Origin of the sequence: Dolichospermum circinale AWQC310F (assembly GCF_000426925.1) — a bacterium.
In the GTDB taxonomy this organism is placed as follows: Bacteria; Cyanobacteriota; Cyanobacteriia; order Cyanobacteriales; family Nostocaceae; genus Dolichospermum; species Dolichospermum circinale.
Genome location: NZ_KE384665.1, coordinates 57,042 through 74,408, shown reverse-complemented (window position 1 = coordinate 74,408; position 17,367 = coordinate 57,042). Strand labels below are relative to the sequence as shown.

Sequence of the window (17,367 nt, the reverse complement as noted above, 5' to 3'; positions counted from 1 at the left end):
TTTCACAATCAAAAATTAACTCCTTTTCTGTTCCTTTGGAAGCATGATTTTCTGTATGTCTTGCTAATATAGTTTTTACCAATTCAGGATAATTCATTCCTTCCATAAAACAATCTCCTGTTTAATAGCTTCAAATATCAGTAATTTTAATTGATGTTCAGCAATGATTTCTTGAATAAACGGGATGAGAAAAAACTCTTTATATATTTCCTTACCGATAGCTAAATATAAAATGCGGTCGGGTTCTTTTTTTCTTAAAACAGAACGGTAATTAAGTGTTTGTCCTAAAGCTATATGAAATTCACTAATCGCTGATTTTCCCAAAAAAGATTTTATTTCAGCTGCTATTTTTTCTCCTTCTTTTTCTGCTGCTATAAGTCTTTCCGCTCCTAAATCAAGACAAAATTCTATAGCATCTACTATAAATCTTAAAGGATCATCAGTAATTAACCAACCATCTTTTTCTAAAGCTAACCTAACTGCATTGTGAAAAAAATCTTTCGCGGACATATAAAATTAAAGTGATGATGTTTAATTATGTTACTTCCCAGTCTTGTAATTGTAATTGAGGAATGCGGGAAAACTCCCTAGTATTGTGTGTAACTAATATCAAATTATTAGCTAAAGCAATAGCAGCAATTTGTAAATCATAACCACCAATGGGTGTTCCTTTGCTAGTAAGTTCAGCACGAATATTACCGAAAATTATAGCTGCTTCATCATTAAAGGGTAAAGAGACGAATTTATCAAGAAATCCTTGTTGTAATTTTAAATTACTCTCCGGTTTAGCACTCCGCATAGCACCATAGAATAATTCACTTTTGACAATGGAACAAACTGCAATTTCTGAAATTGAGATACTATCTAATTTCTCTTTTAGATGAATATTTTTACCTTTAAGATAAATAATACAGGTATTGGTATCTAATAAGTAAATCATCAGAATGCTTCTCTTTCAGGTTGTTCTAATTGTGGATGTCTAATAAATGTTTCATCTTGGATACAACCATAAAAATCACTCAATTTCATAGTTTGTTCTGTTGCTGTTTCTTCTTTTGGTACAGCTATTTCATAAATAACAATAATATCAAATTCAGTTCCTTCTTTAGCCTGTGGTAAATGAATTTTTAATAGTCCATCTTTACCAATGCGCGATCGCAGTCTTAAACTTTCCATTTTTAATTTTCCTTTCTTTAGTAATTTGCGATTTTTCGACATTACTTTATTTTATCATTGTTTTACATTAATTTATATCCTACTCTCATTATTCTTTACCTAGTAATAATTTGTAGGTTGGGTTAAGCGAAGCGCAACCCAACGCAATTAAATTATAATGATGTTGGGTTTTCTCAACCTAAGCTACATAACTACATAACTATGAAGCTATTTGATAAATTACAGGTTTATATCTTGGTTCGGGAATGGGTTTACCTTCTATTTCCGCAGCTTCTAACCAAGCAGTTTTAGCTTTGAGAACTTCTTGTAGTGCTTCTTCTTCAGTTAAACCTAATCCTGAACAATATTTTAAATCAGGAATATCAGCAATATAGCCTTCATCTTCTTGACTGTAGAAAATATTAATGTGATAGTGTTTCATTATTCATTTTCCATAGTTAAGGAATATTTTTCAATTAATATTAAAAATTGCCGAATTTGATAAGGAATAGCTTTACCATTGCGATTTTGTCAGTTAATAAGTTCGGGGATAGTTGTATGTGTAAAAATGTGATGACTACCGTTGATATGTGATAGGGAAAAACCAAAGGCTTCAACTAATGTCACTAAATCATCAAATTGAAGATTTTTAGATACTGAAAGAACTTTCTCCAGTAATTTACGCTTTTTTGATGTTACTTTATTTTATCATTGTTTTACATCAAATTTTATCCTACTTTCATTATTCTTTACCTAGTAATAATTCGTAGGTTGGTTAAGCAAAGCGCAACCCAACGTAATAAAATTATAAAGATGTTGGGTTTCCTTGTGTCAACCCAACCTACCACTAAAAATAAAAGACATCAACTATTTTGCAAAAACAACGAATCTTCTTCATTTAGAATGATAGCAGATTGTACTAACTTTTCCCAATCTTGTTGAACTTTTTCATTTTTTCCTTTCTGATCGGCTAAGGGGTAAAGTATATCTTCATGCTTACTGTAAAAATCCTGCCATCCTATTTTAGCATCTTGATTATTAAATGCTAAAGTGACAAATTTGCTGTATTTAGAGTGTGCCATATAATTAGGGTGATTTAGCTTAAGTTTTAAAGTTTCATGGCATTCTCTAACTACTTTTTTACGCAAGTCATCAATTTCTTTCAAAAATAAATCTGGTGAATACGAAGTGGTAGAATTAGTCTTGATTTTAGAACTATTTGATGGAACTATTGTTTTACTTTGTCTTCCAAGAAACGAGTTTATTTGGTTAATGATAAGACGTGAAATGGTGCGAATTAATTCATCTGATACATGTATACCAAATGCCTTTAGTATAATTAGCCCAATTTCCGAAAATCTTTCACCTATAGGGTTAGAATTGCTTGTTTCTTCTTCAAAAGAAAAATTATCATCTTCAATGACTTTAGTGATAATTTTTGTAAGCTGATCAAGTTGGTCAGATGATATGTCTCTTTCATTACCTAATAGTTGAGTGTGAGTTTCAGTATCAAGATAATCCTTAATCAAACTGATGATATTATCTTTTGCAAGTATTTCTGAAACAGTTTTTTTGATTTGATCAGATGATACGTCTATTTCATTGGTTTCATTTTCTAATTGACTTTTAGAAATGGGATCAAGGTGTTGATCTGGATTAAGTTCATCTAGATGCTCCTCAATCCAGCCAATGATAATGTCTTTATATGTTGTAGTAGAGTTTTGCATTTCTTGAAAAGCCTTAACTAATTTCTCAGTAGTGCTACGATTCGCAGATGGAAGTGCTTTTTCTATGTCCTTAAAAAAATCAACTTCTTGATTCTGTGTCAATCTCTCCAAGTTACCGTATTTAGACAATATCTTTACTACTGATAATTGTAACTGCTTTTCCGACTCTTCCAAGGTTGTTGCTAAAGTTTTAAACTGATTTGTAAGTCTGTCCTTAACTTCATTAATGGAGAAATAATAAGCGATTTTCCAGGAATTTTGGTTTTGATAACGATAACCTTGAATATCAGACGTAGTAAGAATTTCATTCTCTTGGTTACAATAATCAATAACTTTTTCCATTGCTGCTTTAAATATTGGATCAAGATCATTCTGTTTTTTATCAAGTTCTTCAAGCTTGGCGTAAATTTCCTTACTAAGTTGTTTCCAAAGCTTTGTTAGAAACCAAGCATTAAATCCCTCATTATCTTCTTCACTATATCCTTCTAATACTTTGTCAGCTTTTTGTAGCTCTTGACTAATTTCACTCCTCAGTTTTTTTAATCGGTCATTTTGCAACTTGAAATATTCCTGATATACAGAATTGATGTTTTTAGTTAAATCCTGTAAGGCTGGAATGAGAATATCGCTTTTAACAGCATCAGAATCAGTACAGTCTGCAATTACTGTACGACACACTTTAATTTCCTGTGCTTCAATCTTTTCTTCAAGACGCTGGCAAGCTTTTAAACTTAGCTGTTCTTGTTCCTTAATTTTATTGAAAACCATTAGAGAACATTCTTTGATAGGAAATTCTCCTAAAGCTGCACGAGCTATTGTATACATTTCTCTGTCAGCATATTCCCAATCGCAACCCATGGGATCGGGTCTGCGAACAAAAATAATAAAGTCAATATCTTCCCTGAGAGTTTTTATTAATAATTCCACATCTGAAATGGGATTATCACCTAAACCAGGTAAATCTATCACTCCAATTTTTCCTACTTCGTCGTAAGGGAACTGACAACGTATCCTCATTTCTTTAACAGCTAAATATTCGCTATTGTTTTCATCGTCCTGAGTAGTGTATTGTTTAATCTCTGCTTTGGAAATAGCCTTAGTTCGACCATCAAGCAACGTTTGATAGGTTTCAAATTTACTATAGTATTCTTTTCTAAGACGGCCATAAAGATGTCTCGCATTTTCATCTTTTGCTTTATCTTCTGGTAAACGGGGAAAAGATTCTAACTTTACATCATCCTTCTCATTTGGCTTGACACCTTGTAATCCCAGTTTATCAAAATAAAGATGGAGAATTTCTTTAAATGAAGGCCAGGAATGGAACTCGACATCGTTTCCAATCATCTGTGGTTCATGAAAAATTTTACTTAAAACCTTTGTACAAACACCACCCGAACTGGTTGGAATTTCATCATCACTTAATCCAGTTATACTCTTCAGTAAGGTGCTTTTTCCTTGACGCATTCTTCCAACTACTCCAATATTGAGTGTTTGACGAGATAAGCGGTTTTTCAGATTTTCCAGTTTATTTAATTCTTGATTAACTTTCTCTATAAGCTGTGAAAAATTAATATTGTTTAAGCGTGTAGAAAGGTTAGATTTACGCTCAGTGTCGTTATCAAGGTTTTTTAGTCGTTTATTTTCAAGGTTTTTTAGCGTTTGTTTAAGGTTTTCCCAATTTTTTAAAGCAATTTCAACATTTTTAGCCTGGTTTTGACGTTGAGCAATAACCGCTTCAATTTGTGATGCAATACTCATGGGTAGATTCCTAAATAAAATTAAAGAATGGGAGGTAAGGTATATATACACTATTATAGATATGGACTCTGTAATACTTAGGAAGGACAGTTTGTAAACTGTCTCAAAAAAAAAGGGATAAGCCCAAAAGCCTATCCCCAAAAAATCAACTAAATGACTTACGTTCCAGAAGTCCAAGAATTGATATAGTCAATTTGCTCGGCTGTCAAACTATCAATGAAAATGCCCATAGCTTGCAACTTCAAACGAGCAATTTCTTCATCCACTTCTCTAGGAATAGAGTGCAAACCAGCAGCTAAACTACCCTTATTCTTCACCAGGTATTCAACAGCTAAAGCTTGGTTAGCAAAACTCATATCCATAACCGCGCTGGGGTGTCCTTCAGCAGCAGCCAAATTAATCAAACGTCCTTGTCCGAGTACAACTACGGATTTACCATTTGTCAATTTATACTCTTCTGTGAAAGGACGGACATCCTTGATTTCCTTAGCATTAGCAGCTAAATATTTCAAATCAAGTTCTAAATCGAAGTGACCAGAATTACAAACGATCGCACCGTCTTTCATCACATCGAAGTGTTCACCGCGAACGACGTGCTTGTTACCTGTCACAGTAATGAAGATATCACCGTGAGGCGCTGCTTCTGCCATTGGTAGCACGCGGAAACCGTCCATAACGGCTTCAATTGCCTTGATGTGGTCAATTTCGGTAACGATGACGTTTGCACCCATGCCACGGGCGCGGAGGGCTGTTCCCTTACCACACCAGCCATAACCGACAACGACAACAGTTTTACCAGCTAATAAGATGTTTGTAGCGCGGATAATTCCGTCTAAGGTAGATTGACCAGTACCATAGCGGTTATCAAAGAAGTGCTTGGTGTCTGCGTCGTTGACGTTCATCGCAGGGAAGGTAAGAACGCCTTCTTTAAACATGGCGCGTAACCGTACGATACCAGTTGTGGTTTCTTCGGTGCTACCAATTAAATCAGCTATTTGGTGTTGACGATGTTGAACTAATTCTGCTACCACGTCGCTACCGTCATCAACAATGATGTTGGGGCGATGATCTAATGCGATTTGCACGTGGCGGTTATAGGTGGCGCTATCTTCGCCTTTTTGAGCAAATACAGCAATACCATGATCAGCTACAAGGCTTGCAGCTACGTCATCTTGAGTTGATAAGGGGTTACTTGCAATTAAAACTGCATCAGCACCACCGGCTTTCAGAGCGATCGCTAAATGTGCTGTTTCTGTAGTAACGTGGGCGCAAGCAACTAAGCGTAAACCAGCGAAGGGCTTTTCAACAGCAAAGCGATCGCGGATTTGCTTCAATACGGGCATTTCTCGTCCAGCCCATTCAATACGTTGTCTTCCCAAGGGAGCGAGAGCGAGGTCTTTAACCTCGTGCTTTAAGGGAGCAGCTACAGTCATGAAAATTATCCTCTAAAAGATGATTCGGTCATTATTCCACACAGTCCCCCAGAGGGACTATGTTAGTATAGCCTCAAAATTTTATTTTTATTTTGAGGTCTTTACGTACTGTACAAGGTTTTCTTATTCCTAGCCATATTTTCTGGTAATTAGTAACCAGCGAGGAAGAAAGTCCGGGAAACTAGCTTCACCTCTGGTATGAGCAATGTTAACGCCCTATCTGACTTTTGGCTTTTCGATCATTCTCTGGTATTGTAGCAACTGATTGGTAATGGGTTATGGATTATGGGTTATAGCCAGTTTCTATTTCTCCATTGACACAAGGAGGTGTTTTCATGATACTTCGATTTTTAGCGATCGCCGGGACAATGGCAATCACCATTGGCTCTGTCAACAAAGCTACAGCCCAGATTTCTCCTTTACCTTTGGTGTCCACTGCCAGTATTCTCAGTAATAGGGTAGATGAAAAAGAATATACTAAACGAGCAAACCCATTAATATTGGTAAATAAAATTAATGATGGGTTGCAACACAATCCAAAAGAAGCAAATCAAGAACAACAAACTCGGTTTTTAGTGCAGCAAGGGGGAATTGCTGCTGTCAGCACACTAGCAATAATAGCAGTTAGTTGGAGTATGGGACGTTGGCAAAAACGTTTAAGCGAAAATGAAAATAAATCAACTCCGCCTACTTCCACAGAGACGCAACCAATAGCTACACTATTAAATCAAAAACAACAGCAGCATCTTCAAGAAGTCAAAAAAAGACTGTTTCAAACTGCACAAGTAATGCTTTGGGGCGGCGGTACTTTGATCATTTTAGGACTATTTCCCTACACCAAACCCTTACAAATTGGGATTCTCGCTATTGCTCAAATTCCTATTAAGTTAACTATTGTGGCTGTGGGAACTTACGTAGCTATACGGTTCACCTATGCCTTAATAGATCACTTTACCTCAACAATAGTTAGTGGTGGTGCTTTATTAACCCCAGAAACATCCGCACGCTTACAACTGAGAATATCTACATTTTCCAGCGTGACTAAAAGTATCACTACCATAATTTGGGTAGGAGCAGGTAGCTTATTAGCACTGATATCTTTAGGTATAAATATCGTGCCACTTTTAGCCAGCGCTGGTTTACTTGGTGTAGCCCTATCCCTTCCTTCTCAAAACTTAATCAAAGACGCAATTAACGGCTTTTTGATTATTTTTGAAGACCAATACGCCCTTGGTGATATGATTACAGTTGGTACTGTAGGCGGTTTAGTCGAAAAATTGAATTTACGAATGACTCAAGTTCGAGATTCCGAAGGACGCTTAATCACCATTCCCAACAGCGAAGTCAAAATTGTCGCTAATCTTTCCAGTCGCTGGTCACGGGCTGATTTAACAATTCCGGTTTCTTACCAAGCCAATGTAGATCAAGCTCTGACACTGATCGAAGATGTGGGTTTAGACATGACTCAAGACCCCCAATGGCAAGATCAAATTCTCGAAAAACCTAATGTATTGGGAATAGATAATTTTAGCGATCGCGGTATCATGATTAGGATCTTAATTAAAACCCAACCCCTCAAACAATGGGCTGTAGCGCGAGAATATCGTCGTCGGCTAAAAATCACTTTAGACGCAGCCGGAATTTACATTCCCGTACCGCAACAAGCAAATTGGGTAAATGATATATAATCACTAGTTTTTGTTTCGCGCCAAGACGCAAAGAAGTAAATTAATTCAGGGTGTGGTGCAAATAAATGAAAACCGCTGTCAGCTTCTCTCCGCAATGGGGAGAGGTTTACCAGAGCGGTTAAATAAGTAGGTGAACGCACAAAAACCAACATAAGTAACGAAAAGTAAAGTTGCCCAAAACCTCTTCCCAGTCAAGAGTTAAGAGTTCCCTTGTCATAACGACAATTTTTCACGCCAACCTACTTAGTCAATAATCTTGATATTGGTCGAACTTACATCTTATCTAGCTATATTAGTAAATTTGTACTATACTATAGAAATGGTCTTCACAGATGGAAGGACTGACAGAAGAGAGATTTTAAGGACTACACCTATGATCAAGTATTATATTCTCAGTCTTAACCCCACCGCCAAGCACGAATGGGATCGTTGTATTATCCGTGATCCTTTAACTGCAAAAAGTCCAGATATAGCCCAAATTATTTCCCAGGCTGTAGGTGCGGATACAGGCAGTTATTTAGTTAGTGTAAATATTGAGGTGAAAGTATTAGAAGAAGCATTAACACCATCAGCAGTGTCATTTCCCGAAATATCTGTACCCACCCAACAGAGGGAAGCAGCCTAGAAGGTGTAGAGTATGCGCTTTAGCAAACTTTATCGTAGGTTTGGTAGAAATAATGTTACCCAACAGTAAATAATTGTTTGCTTAATTTCAAAAATCAAAAACAGCCCAAGCAGATCATATCCATAATAATAGCACAAAAATTGAAGGGTAATTATAAGTCTTGAAAGAACGTATTGACGTTCACTTATTGACAACATTCTCAAGATTATTGAGAATAAAGTGATTTATTCTCAATAAACATCAACTTGACGCAATTTTGAAAAAACAGTCATTTAAAAAACTTATATTTCCTCAGCAGCAACCGCGTGTACCTGAAAAACCAGATATTTTCGCAATTAGGGTCATAGCAGGTTTATGAAATCATCCACTCTTATCTGCGTTTATCTGCGTTTATCTGCGGTTAATGATTCTGAAAAACCTATGAGACATCTAGAAATAAAGACTGAGGAACATCTCTACTGGATATAAACTCAAACTTCCGAATTATGGCAAGTGCATAAAAATAATTTTTAGCAGTTCAGCACGAGTAAAAGGTTTAGTTAAATATCCAGAAGCACCGACAAGTCTAGCTTTGACCTGATCAATAATTCCTTTATTACTAGTCACAAAAATGATAGGAATATGTTTAAACATAGAATTATTGCGGATAATTCGACATAGTTCATAACCATTAATTCCTGGCATATTCAAATCCAATAAAATCAGATCGGGCTTATGTCTAATAATTGACATAACTGCTTTAACTGGTTCATTAATAGTCACCAAAACAAAATTTTCATCTTCTAGATAGCGACTGATTTCCTTGAGAATTGTGGGACTATCATCCACAGAAATAATTTTGTAAGTTTTGTGTGTAGTTATCGAATTTGTATTCACTTTTTCGGGTACAATGTCCTCTTGAGGTAACTCAGAAATATCCGGTGATATCTGTGAAACTGCTATATTTTCCTGAGAAATAATTGGAGTTTCTCTAGAAGAATATGTAATCGGTGCTACATTTGAAATAAATAATTTACCCTCAGCTAATTCTGTGCTATTGTCAGAAAGTAGTAATGAACGTCCACAGGTTTTTGGTAATTTATCAAATGGAGGATCTGGTTCATGTAAGACGATAGAACCTTTAACAATAAATGGGTATAAACTCAAAGCTAATTGCAATTCATCCTGATTCATAATAATCGCCAGATGACGCAAGCTAAAACCCTTCATCCAATGGGTGATATTTTCCGGTAATGGTGGTAGTCTTTTGTCATAAAATTTGCTACTAACCAATAAATACGGACGCTGATAGGGAGAAGATATATATCTACCAAGATTACGCCAATTTTGCAGATGATTTTGACATTCTTCCATGATAGAATAGACATCTAATTTACAAATTTTGTTGAGATTATTAAATGTTTCTGTTAATTCATAAGTGCCTGTTTCAATGAGGAGAAATGATGCAATGACTTCTTTAACTAATTCTTGAATGAGTAATGCTGCTTGAGTAGGAAGAAGATATTGTTGAGTTACGAGCCAATTAATAGCTTCATATTCAGGAGGTTGCTTTGGTAAATTCTGGTAATTTTGATTTTCAAACAACAAGCGCATTTGTACACGAACTTCATAATCTAGCAGGGGAATTTGTTGATGTTGACGACGTATATGTCTTTCTAGTCTGTCAAAAGGTTCTACCGAATGAGTGGCATAGATAATTTTCCCTTTATTGAGATATATCAACCAAGATACAGAGTTACTAAATGCTTGTAAACAGGTGCTTTCGTAACAATTAGTTAATTGTCTCAATAAACCCTGGGGAGATAGTTTGGTAAAAGTGCCAGTATTCTTCATATGTTCACATTTTTTTGCGGATACATCAACACACTATTGGAAAAGATTAAATATCAGATGGGAATATGATATCACATTGAAAACTAGTCATTATCAGAGTTATTAAATCATGAATATCAATGATCAACATCTGCTCAAGATGAGTCAGTTGAGAGCTATTAGTTTTCGGAGTTTTTCATGACAGTTTTTTAAAAGTTATCAGATTTTATCTTGATAAATCACATACTAATAATAGTGATCATGCTGAGATTTCCTTGATAATTAGACCTGATCAAACTTCATATTAGATTCCTCCTATACCCGGATTAAAAATGATGAATTTACTTTTGTTAACAGAGACAAAATTCCCCATAGAATCTTTAAAAATTTATGGATGTAAATGTATATATTGATTATTACAGCAGATTCCCAGGAAACAGACTAGAGAATTTAGGTAAAAAACCAGTTCTTCAGTCAATTTTACTCCTGATGCCAATTCTATGTGAGGTCGCGCTATATTTTCCCCTTAGAATAGAATTATGGAGCTACACAAACAAATAAATTCCCTGATTTTAACTTTAGGCAAGATTAATTATGGTACTCGATAAAAGATAACACTAAATATCCCCATAAATTACCAGTAAGTAGTGGTGAGATTTGGAGAGTTAGGGGATAAAAATTGCCTAAATCAATGTCTGGGCTGAAAAACTCAAATATATCCCTGAAAATACCATAATTTTAACCATACTAGCTCCAGAAACTATATACTTTGAGTAAAAGGAAAATAAAGCCTTGGATTATAACATAACACAAAAAGTTATGATTGATACATTTAACCTTGATGAAGTTGTAGAATTTGCGGAAAATCCCGAACCACGTTGTCCATGCGTGCTATTGCTAGATACATCTGGCTCAATGCAAGGGGAACGAATCGAAGCATTAAATCAAGGTTTGCTGAGTTTAAAAGATGAACTGGTGAAAAATTCCCTAGCAGCTAGAAGAGTAGAGATAGCAATTATTACCTTTGATAGTAGTGTTAATATCGTCCAGGACTTTGTAACTGCCGAGCAATTTAACCCTCCCATTTTAACAGCCCAGGGGTTAACAATCATGGGTTCAGCAATTCATAAAGCATTAGATATTATTCAAGAGCGCAAATACCAGTATCGAAATAACGGTATTGCTTACTACCGTCCTTGGGTATTGATGATTACTGATGGAGAACCCCAAGGGGAACTAGATCATGTGGTTGAACAAGCAGCCCAAAGACTGCAAGGGGATGAGTCCAATAAGCGTGTGGCCTTCTTTACAGTGGGTGTAGAAAATGCGAATATGAGCAGATTAAGTCAAATCGCTGTGCGGACTCCACTGAAGCTAAAAGGATTAAACTTTATTGAGATGTTTGTTTGGCTGTCTACGAGTATGTCAGCAGTATCTCATTCTCAAGTAGATGAACAGGTAGCATTACCACCCATTGGTTGGGGATCTGTTTAATTAAAATTACAGCTAGATGTTCAAACTGAACTAGCTGTGGGAGACAAATTATATGAAGACATCAAAACAGATTTCTCAATGGCGGATAGTAGCCGCCTCTGTGTGTGGAACTAGCCACGCCAAAAACCAGCAACTTTGTCAAGATGCCCACCATTGGCAGCTATTAGCAAACAATGTATTGATAATAGCTGCGGCTGATGGCGCGGGTTCTGCTAAACTAGGAAAAGTAGGATCAATGATTGCTGTAGAAACAGCAATAGAACATCTTTCTCTCCAAGAGATGACCAGTGATACCCTGACTAATGATGATTTTTTGCCGAATTTGCTAACTAGTGCCATGTTAGCAGCCCGCCAAGCCATAGAAGCAGAGGCCGAGGCGTGTAATCATCAACCTGATGATTTAGCAACTACCTTAATTCTGATGATTGCTACACCAGAGATTGTAGCTGTAGCCCAAATAGGAGATGGTTTAGCTGTAGCTAAGAATAGCATGGGGGATCTGATAGCATTAACCATACCCAACAATGGTGAGTACATTAATGAAACAACCTTCTTGACATCTCCCCAGGGCTTAGAGACAGCACAAATCAAATTATGGCGAGAAAAAATCCTTAATGTTGGTGTTCTCACCGACGGACTACAAATGCTGGCATTGAATATGGTCCTTGGTGATGGTGGTAGCGTCACTGCGGTCCCCTATAAACCCTTCTTTATGCCTTTGTTCGAGTTTGTAGCCAATGCTGAAGATAAAATATTAGCAAAAGAGCAATTATATCGGTTTTTAAGTTCCCAGAGGATTACCCAGCGGACTGATGATGATTTGACTTTAGTTCTGGCTGCATTTAGCAGTTGTTAATTAACCCCAGATAATTGTAATTTTTCCATGCAGGTACTACGTCGTCTCACCAACCCAGAAATTCTCAACCTCTCTGTCAGTGTGGGACATGGAGGTGAAGCTTGTATATATGCAGTCCCATCGGATGAGCATTTGGTAGCTAAAATCTATCATAAACCAACTATCTGCCATGGCGAAAAACTCCAGACCATGCTTGTTAATCCCCCAGTTAATCCTACAGCAAATTTAGGACATATTTCCATTGCTTGGCCACGGGAATTGTTAGAAGCGGCAGATGGTAGCGGTAGGGTGGTAGGCTTTATCATGCCACGAATTAGGGGAATGCGGCCAATTATGGATTTTTATAATCCGGGGACTCGCCGACAACACTGCCCATTATTCAATTATCAGTATTTAATGCGAACCGCTCGCAATCTAGCGGCCGCTTTTGCGGCTTTGCACGCCAGCCGATACTGCATTGGTGATGTGAATGAGTCGAATATCCTAGTTAGTGATACAGCTTTGGTGACATTGGTAGACACTGACTCCTTCCAAGTTCGAGAACCAGTACAGAATCTTGTCTATCGTTGTGCTGTGGGGAAACCAGAATACACCCCCCCAGAATTACAGAATAAAACTTTTGCTGACTATGACCGGGAAAGTTATCATGATTTGTTTGGTTTGGGTGTATTGATATTCCAGTTGTTAATGGAAGGAACTCACCCATTTTCGGGGATATTTAAAGGTGGGATAGAACCTCCTCCCTACCAAGGGCGGATACTTCAGGGTCATTTTACCTATAGTCAGAAGAAGCAAGTACCTTATCTGCCAACTCCTATTTCACCCCATTGGGATATGCTTCATCCCAGTCTACGGGATTTATTTGTGCGCTGTTTTGAAGACGGTCATGATCATCCACTATTACGTCCTAATGCTCAAACCTGGTTGTCAGCATTAACGGCGGCCGAAGAGGGTTTAGTGAGTTGTGCTGCTAATCCCCAGCATCTCTATCATCATCATTTACATAAATGTCCTTGGTGTGAACGGACTAAGCAATTAGGTGGAAGAGATCCGTTCCCGTCACTAGCGGCCATTCATTCTAAACAGCATTTGCAACCCCGGCGAAAATCTCAACGGCGCTATATTCCTACACCACGAATTACCTGGCCTGTTAAATCACATTATCGAGTCCATAGTTACCAGTCGGGATTTGGTCAGCAGTTTTCTCATCCTGTGGTTTCTAAAAAGTTAAACTCGAAGTTTTACGGTATAATTTTTAGTGTTATGGGATTGGGTATTTTGGGCTATTTGGACTTAATGATTAAATTTACTCGTCCTTTTGTTTCCCAAAATCCTTATGTGCAACAAAGTTTGATCTCTGAAAAAGATCATCAAACTCCTGAACCGAAAAACCTCTCTTTTATGGATTACTATCAACTTGGTGATATTGCTTATCAACAACAAAATTATAAACAAGCAATTGCCAATTTTACGGAAGCTATCAAAAAGAATCCCCAATATGTCAAAGGATATGTAAATTTGGGTAATGCCCGCTATAATTTGAATGATTATGAGGGTGCATTGGCAAACTATAACCAAGCTTTGAGGCTAAATGATCAAGAGGTTAAAGCTTATGTAAATCGTGGGAATGTTTATTATATGTTGGCGGACTATAGTAGCGATCCCCAGCAAGAATATAAACAAGCGATCGCCGATTTTACTACTGCTATTAACATAGATAAAAATGATGTTGAAGCTTATATCAGAAGGGGGATTGTCAGATTTGAAATTACCAAATACATCAATAATTCTCTTCAGGAATATCAAAAATCAATTGCCGATTTTACCCAAGCAATTAAACTCAATTCATCCAAGGTAGAAGCTTATTTTCAACGGGGTCTAGTTCGTTATCAAATTGCTCAATATAGCAGTAATTATGTAACAGAATATAAACGAGCGATCGCGGATTTTACCGAAGCATTAAAAATCAATCCCCGACTGGCTAAAGTTTATCTCAAACGTGGTATGGCTTACTATGAATTAGCACAATATGGGGAAAATGGATCTGATAAAAATCAGATTCAAGCCGTTGCAGATTTACAAAAAGCTGCAAAAGTCTCCCTAGAGAGAAATGATATGGATAATTATCAGCAAGCCCTCAGCAACATTTGTATTGTTGCCACCCATAAGTGTGATAGTTTATTACCTAAATCAACCCTAGTGGGGCAAAATAATTGATATATAGGACATCTCCAGAAAAGAATGTAGAGCCGAGAATCCCTACCCATCAAAGAATCTAGAGACGTTCCATGGAACGTCTCTACAAGGAAACGTCTCTACAAGGGTTTTGAAATCATCAAAAATCATTTTCATACCTCAAATCAGCAACGCCGGACTCCTATCTGATTTTTGACCGTCGAGATTTTCACATCCCCGACTTCCTAGAGAAGTCGGGGATATTGTTGGCGAATCTGGGCATTACCCATACAAGCTCGCAGAATTATGTATATGAGATTTGTTGATAGCTGGTGTGGACTATTAAGAGTATGATTTTATTTCACGCAGAGGCGCAGAGTCTTTGGAGGGTAAGAGTTTCATTTTTTTGATTTTTCAATTTCATACCCCAATTCAGCAACGCCCTATTTTTTAAGCCAGTCGGTCATGTATTCAAAAATCAAATAGGAGTCCCATGTCAGTCATTTATTTATAAATATTTTACAGATAAAATATGTTAATTTACTTATTCTTTATTATTTTCTAGAAAATTACAGTTAAATTATATTTATCTACCTAAAAAGAGAAAAGAAGAAATAATGACTCAACTTTCTTCATATCATTGTGCGTTCTCTTCATCTCAAATTTGTGAAATTAGAAAACACCAGCAAATCTTTGAGGCAATTATATGAAAGCAGTGATTTTAGCGGGAGGCTTGGGTACAAGGTTAAGTGAAGAAACCAGTATCAGACCTAAGCCCATGGTTGAAGTTGGTGGTAAGCCAATTCTCTGGCACATTATGAAGATTTATTCTGCTCACGGTATTAACGATTTCATCATTTGTTGTGGCTATAAAGGGTATATTATTAAAGAATATTTTGCCAACTATTTCTTACATATGTCAGACGTGACATTTGATATGCGATTTAATCAAATGAATGTCATTGGTGGATATGCTGAACCCTGGCGCGTCACCTTAGTAAATACAGGTGATCATACAATGACAGGTGGACGTTTAAAACAAGTTCGTGAACATATTGGTAATGAAACCTTTTGTTTTACCTATGGTGATGGTGTTAGTAATATCAATATTACAGAATTAATTAAATTTCATCAAGAACAAAAAACATTAGCAACACTCAGCGCGGTGCAACCAGCGGGAAGATTTGGAGCAATTTCTCTAGGACAAGAACAAACTAAAATAACTAGTTTTAAAGAGAAACCTGAAGGTGATGGTGCTTGGATTAATGGTGGTTATTTTGTTCTAGAACCCCAAGTAATTGATTTTATTGCTGATACCTCAACTGTGTGGGAGAAAGAACCATTAGAGAAGTTAGCTGATTTAGAACAATTATCTGCTTATAAACATGATGGTTTTTGGCAACCAATGGACACATTAAGAGATAAAAACTATCTAGAGGATCTCTGGAAAAGTGGTAAAGCTCCTTGGCAAGTTTGGTAATAGTAATTTGAGATTTTAGATATTGGATTAGGGAAAGATTACTAATGTATGATTTTGCGATTATTGGTGGGGGAATAGTTGGACTTTCCACCGCAATGGCTTTAGGAGAGCGTTATCCCCATGGGAAAATATTAGTAGTAGAAAAAGAGAGTCAATGGGCATTTCATCAAACTGGTAATAATAGCGGTGTAATTCATTCGGGAATTTATTATAAACCGGGAAGCTTTAAAGCTAAATTCTCCCGTGATGGTAGCCGTTCTATGGTAGAATTTTGCCAAAAATATGATATTGATCATGAAGTTTGTGGCAAAGTGATTGTGGCTAGTAATGAAGAAGAATTACCCCAGTTAGAAAATCTCTACAAACGCGGTTTAGAAAACGGTATTCCCGTTAAAAGAATTAGCCCAGAAGAAGTTAAAGAAATTGAACCTCATGTTAGCTGTGTTGGTGGAATTCAGGTATTTAGTACAGGAATTGTCAACTACAAACAAGTTTGTTTAAAATATGCGGAATTAATTCGTAATCAAGGAGGAGATTTACGCCTTAATACCCAAGTTTTAAAAATTGTCCGCAGGGGAAAAAACCAGATATTAGAAACTAACAATGGCAGTTTTGAAACTCGATTTGTGATCAATTGTGCCGGATTGCATAGCGATCGCATAGCAAAATTAGGTAAGGCTAATCCTGAAGCTAAGATCGTTCCCTTTCGCGGTGAATATTACGAACTAACCCCCGAAAAACGCTATTTGGTGAAAACTCTCATTTATCCAGTTCCTAACCCTGATTTCCCCTTTCTTGGCGTGCATTTCACCCGCATGATTGATAACAGTGTTCATGCAGGACCAAATGCAGTTTTAAGTCTGAAACGTGAAGGTTACAAAAAAAGCGATTTTGACCTTCGAGATTTTGCGGAAATTATCACCTATCCTGGCTTTTGGAAACTAGCAGCAAAACACGCTCCTGAAGGGATTCAAGAAATAATTCGTTCCTTTAGTAAAGCAGCCTTTGTCAAAAGTTTACAAAAACTAATTCCCGAAGTGCAAGCAGCAGATATAATTCCCACCCATGCGGGAGTTCGCGCTCAAGCATTAATGAATAACGGTGCATTAGTTGATGATTTTTTAATCATTAATGGTGACAATTCCATTCATGTTTGTAATGCAC

15 protein-coding genes are annotated in these 17,367 nt (G+C 36.8%); 7 read left to right on the top strand and 8 right to left on the bottom strand.

Annotated features, from left to right (window positions below):
• Positions 1-93 precede the first annotated feature (93 nt).
• The 7 genes from ACIR310F_RS0103005 to ahcY all read right to left on the bottom strand — a co-directional run bounded on the left by ACIR310F_RS0103005 (position 94) and on the right by ahcY (position 6,073).
• Positions 94-510: a XisH family protein gene (locus ACIR310F_RS0103005; protein WP_028082541.1), complete on the bottom strand. Its 417-nt coding sequence runs from the start codon at positions 508-510 to the stop codon at positions 94-96.
• Between the two features lie 25 nt (positions 511-535).
• On the bottom strand, positions 536-940 hold the full coding sequence (gene vapC, locus ACIR310F_RS0103000) for a type II toxin-antitoxin system tRNA(fMet)-specific endonuclease VapC (RefSeq protein ID WP_028082540.1): 405 nt from the start codon (positions 938-940) through the stop codon (positions 536-538).
• Positions 940-1,176 (bottom strand): hypothetical protein, encoded by a 237-nt coding sequence (locus tag ACIR310F_RS0102995; RefSeq protein WP_028082539.1) that lies wholly within the window; start codon positions 1,174-1,176, stop codon positions 940-942. The genes vapC and ACIR310F_RS0102995 overlap by 1 nt, the downstream gene beginning before the upstream one ends.
• A gap of 199 nt (positions 1,177-1,375) precedes the next feature.
• A complete protein-coding gene (locus ACIR310F_RS0102990) occupies positions 1,376-1,597 on the bottom strand; it encodes a type II toxin-antitoxin system HicB family antitoxin (protein WP_028082538.1) in 222 nt (73 codons plus the stop codon).
• A gap of 89 nt (positions 1,598-1,686) precedes the next feature.
• Positions 1,687-1,782, bottom strand: coding sequence for a type II toxin-antitoxin system HicA family toxin (locus tag ACIR310F_RS26590; RefSeq protein WP_231387370.1), 96 nt, complete (start codon positions 1,780-1,782; stop codon positions 1,687-1,689).
• A 236-nt stretch (positions 1,783-2,018) separates the two neighbouring features.
• Positions 2,019-4,640, bottom strand: coding sequence for a dynamin family protein (locus ACIR310F_RS0102985; RefSeq protein ID WP_028082537.1), 2,622 nt, complete (start codon positions 4,638-4,640; stop codon positions 2,019-2,021).
• A 158-nt stretch (positions 4,641-4,798) separates the two neighbouring features.
• Positions 4,799-6,073 (bottom strand): adenosylhomocysteinase, encoded by a 1,275-nt coding sequence (gene ahcY / locus ACIR310F_RS0102980; protein WP_028082536.1) that lies wholly within the window; start codon positions 6,071-6,073, stop codon positions 4,799-4,801.
• Between the two features lie 335 nt (positions 6,074-6,408).
• Between ahcY and ACIR310F_RS0102975 the strand changes: the two genes are divergently transcribed.
• A complete protein-coding gene (locus ACIR310F_RS0102975; RefSeq protein WP_051289459.1) occupies positions 6,409-7,761 on the top strand; it encodes a mechanosensitive ion channel family protein in 1,353 nt (450 codons plus the stop codon).
• 373 nt (positions 7,762-8,134) lie between these two features.
• A complete protein-coding gene (locus ACIR310F_RS0102970) occupies positions 8,135-8,386 on the top strand; it encodes a hypothetical protein (protein WP_028082534.1) in 252 nt (83 codons plus the stop codon).
• A 483-nt stretch (positions 8,387-8,869) separates the two neighbouring features.
• Here the strand turns inward: ACIR310F_RS0102970 and ACIR310F_RS0102965 are convergent, their stop codons facing one another.
• Positions 8,870-10,219 carry a response regulator gene (locus ACIR310F_RS0102965; protein ID WP_028082533.1) on the bottom strand — a complete coding sequence of 450 codons (1,350 nt, stop codon included), beginning with the start codon at positions 10,217-10,219 and terminating at the stop codon, positions 8,870-8,872.
• A 798-nt stretch (positions 10,220-11,017) separates the two neighbouring features.
• Here ACIR310F_RS0102965 and ACIR310F_RS0102960 point away from each other — a divergent pair.
• From ACIR310F_RS0102960 to lhgO, 5 genes are all read left to right on the top strand, one after another.
• Positions 11,018-11,692: a vWA domain-containing protein gene (locus ACIR310F_RS0102960; RefSeq protein WP_028082532.1), complete on the top strand. Its 675-nt coding sequence runs from the start codon at positions 11,018-11,020 to the stop codon at positions 11,690-11,692.
• A gap of 52 nt (positions 11,693-11,744) precedes the next feature.
• Entirely contained in the window at positions 11,745-12,548 is an 804-nt protein-coding gene (locus tag ACIR310F_RS0102955) for a PP2C family serine/threonine-protein phosphatase (protein ID WP_028082531.1), read from the top strand.
• 27 nt (positions 12,549-12,575) lie between these two features.
• On the top strand, positions 12,576-14,765 hold the full coding sequence (locus tag ACIR310F_RS0102950; RefSeq protein WP_028082530.1) for a tetratricopeptide repeat protein: 2,190 nt from the start codon (positions 12,576-12,578) through the stop codon (positions 14,763-14,765).
• 664 nt (positions 14,766-15,429) lie between these two features.
• Positions 15,430-16,203 (top strand): glucose-1-phosphate cytidylyltransferase, encoded by a 774-nt coding sequence (gene rfbF, locus ACIR310F_RS0102945; protein ID WP_028082529.1) that lies wholly within the window; start codon positions 15,430-15,432, stop codon positions 16,201-16,203.
• Between the two features lie 44 nt (positions 16,204-16,247).
• A partial coding sequence (lhgO, locus tag ACIR310F_RS21390) for an L-2-hydroxyglutarate oxidase (RefSeq protein WP_231387369.1) occupies positions 16,248-17,367 on the top strand: 1,120 nt, incomplete at its 3' end.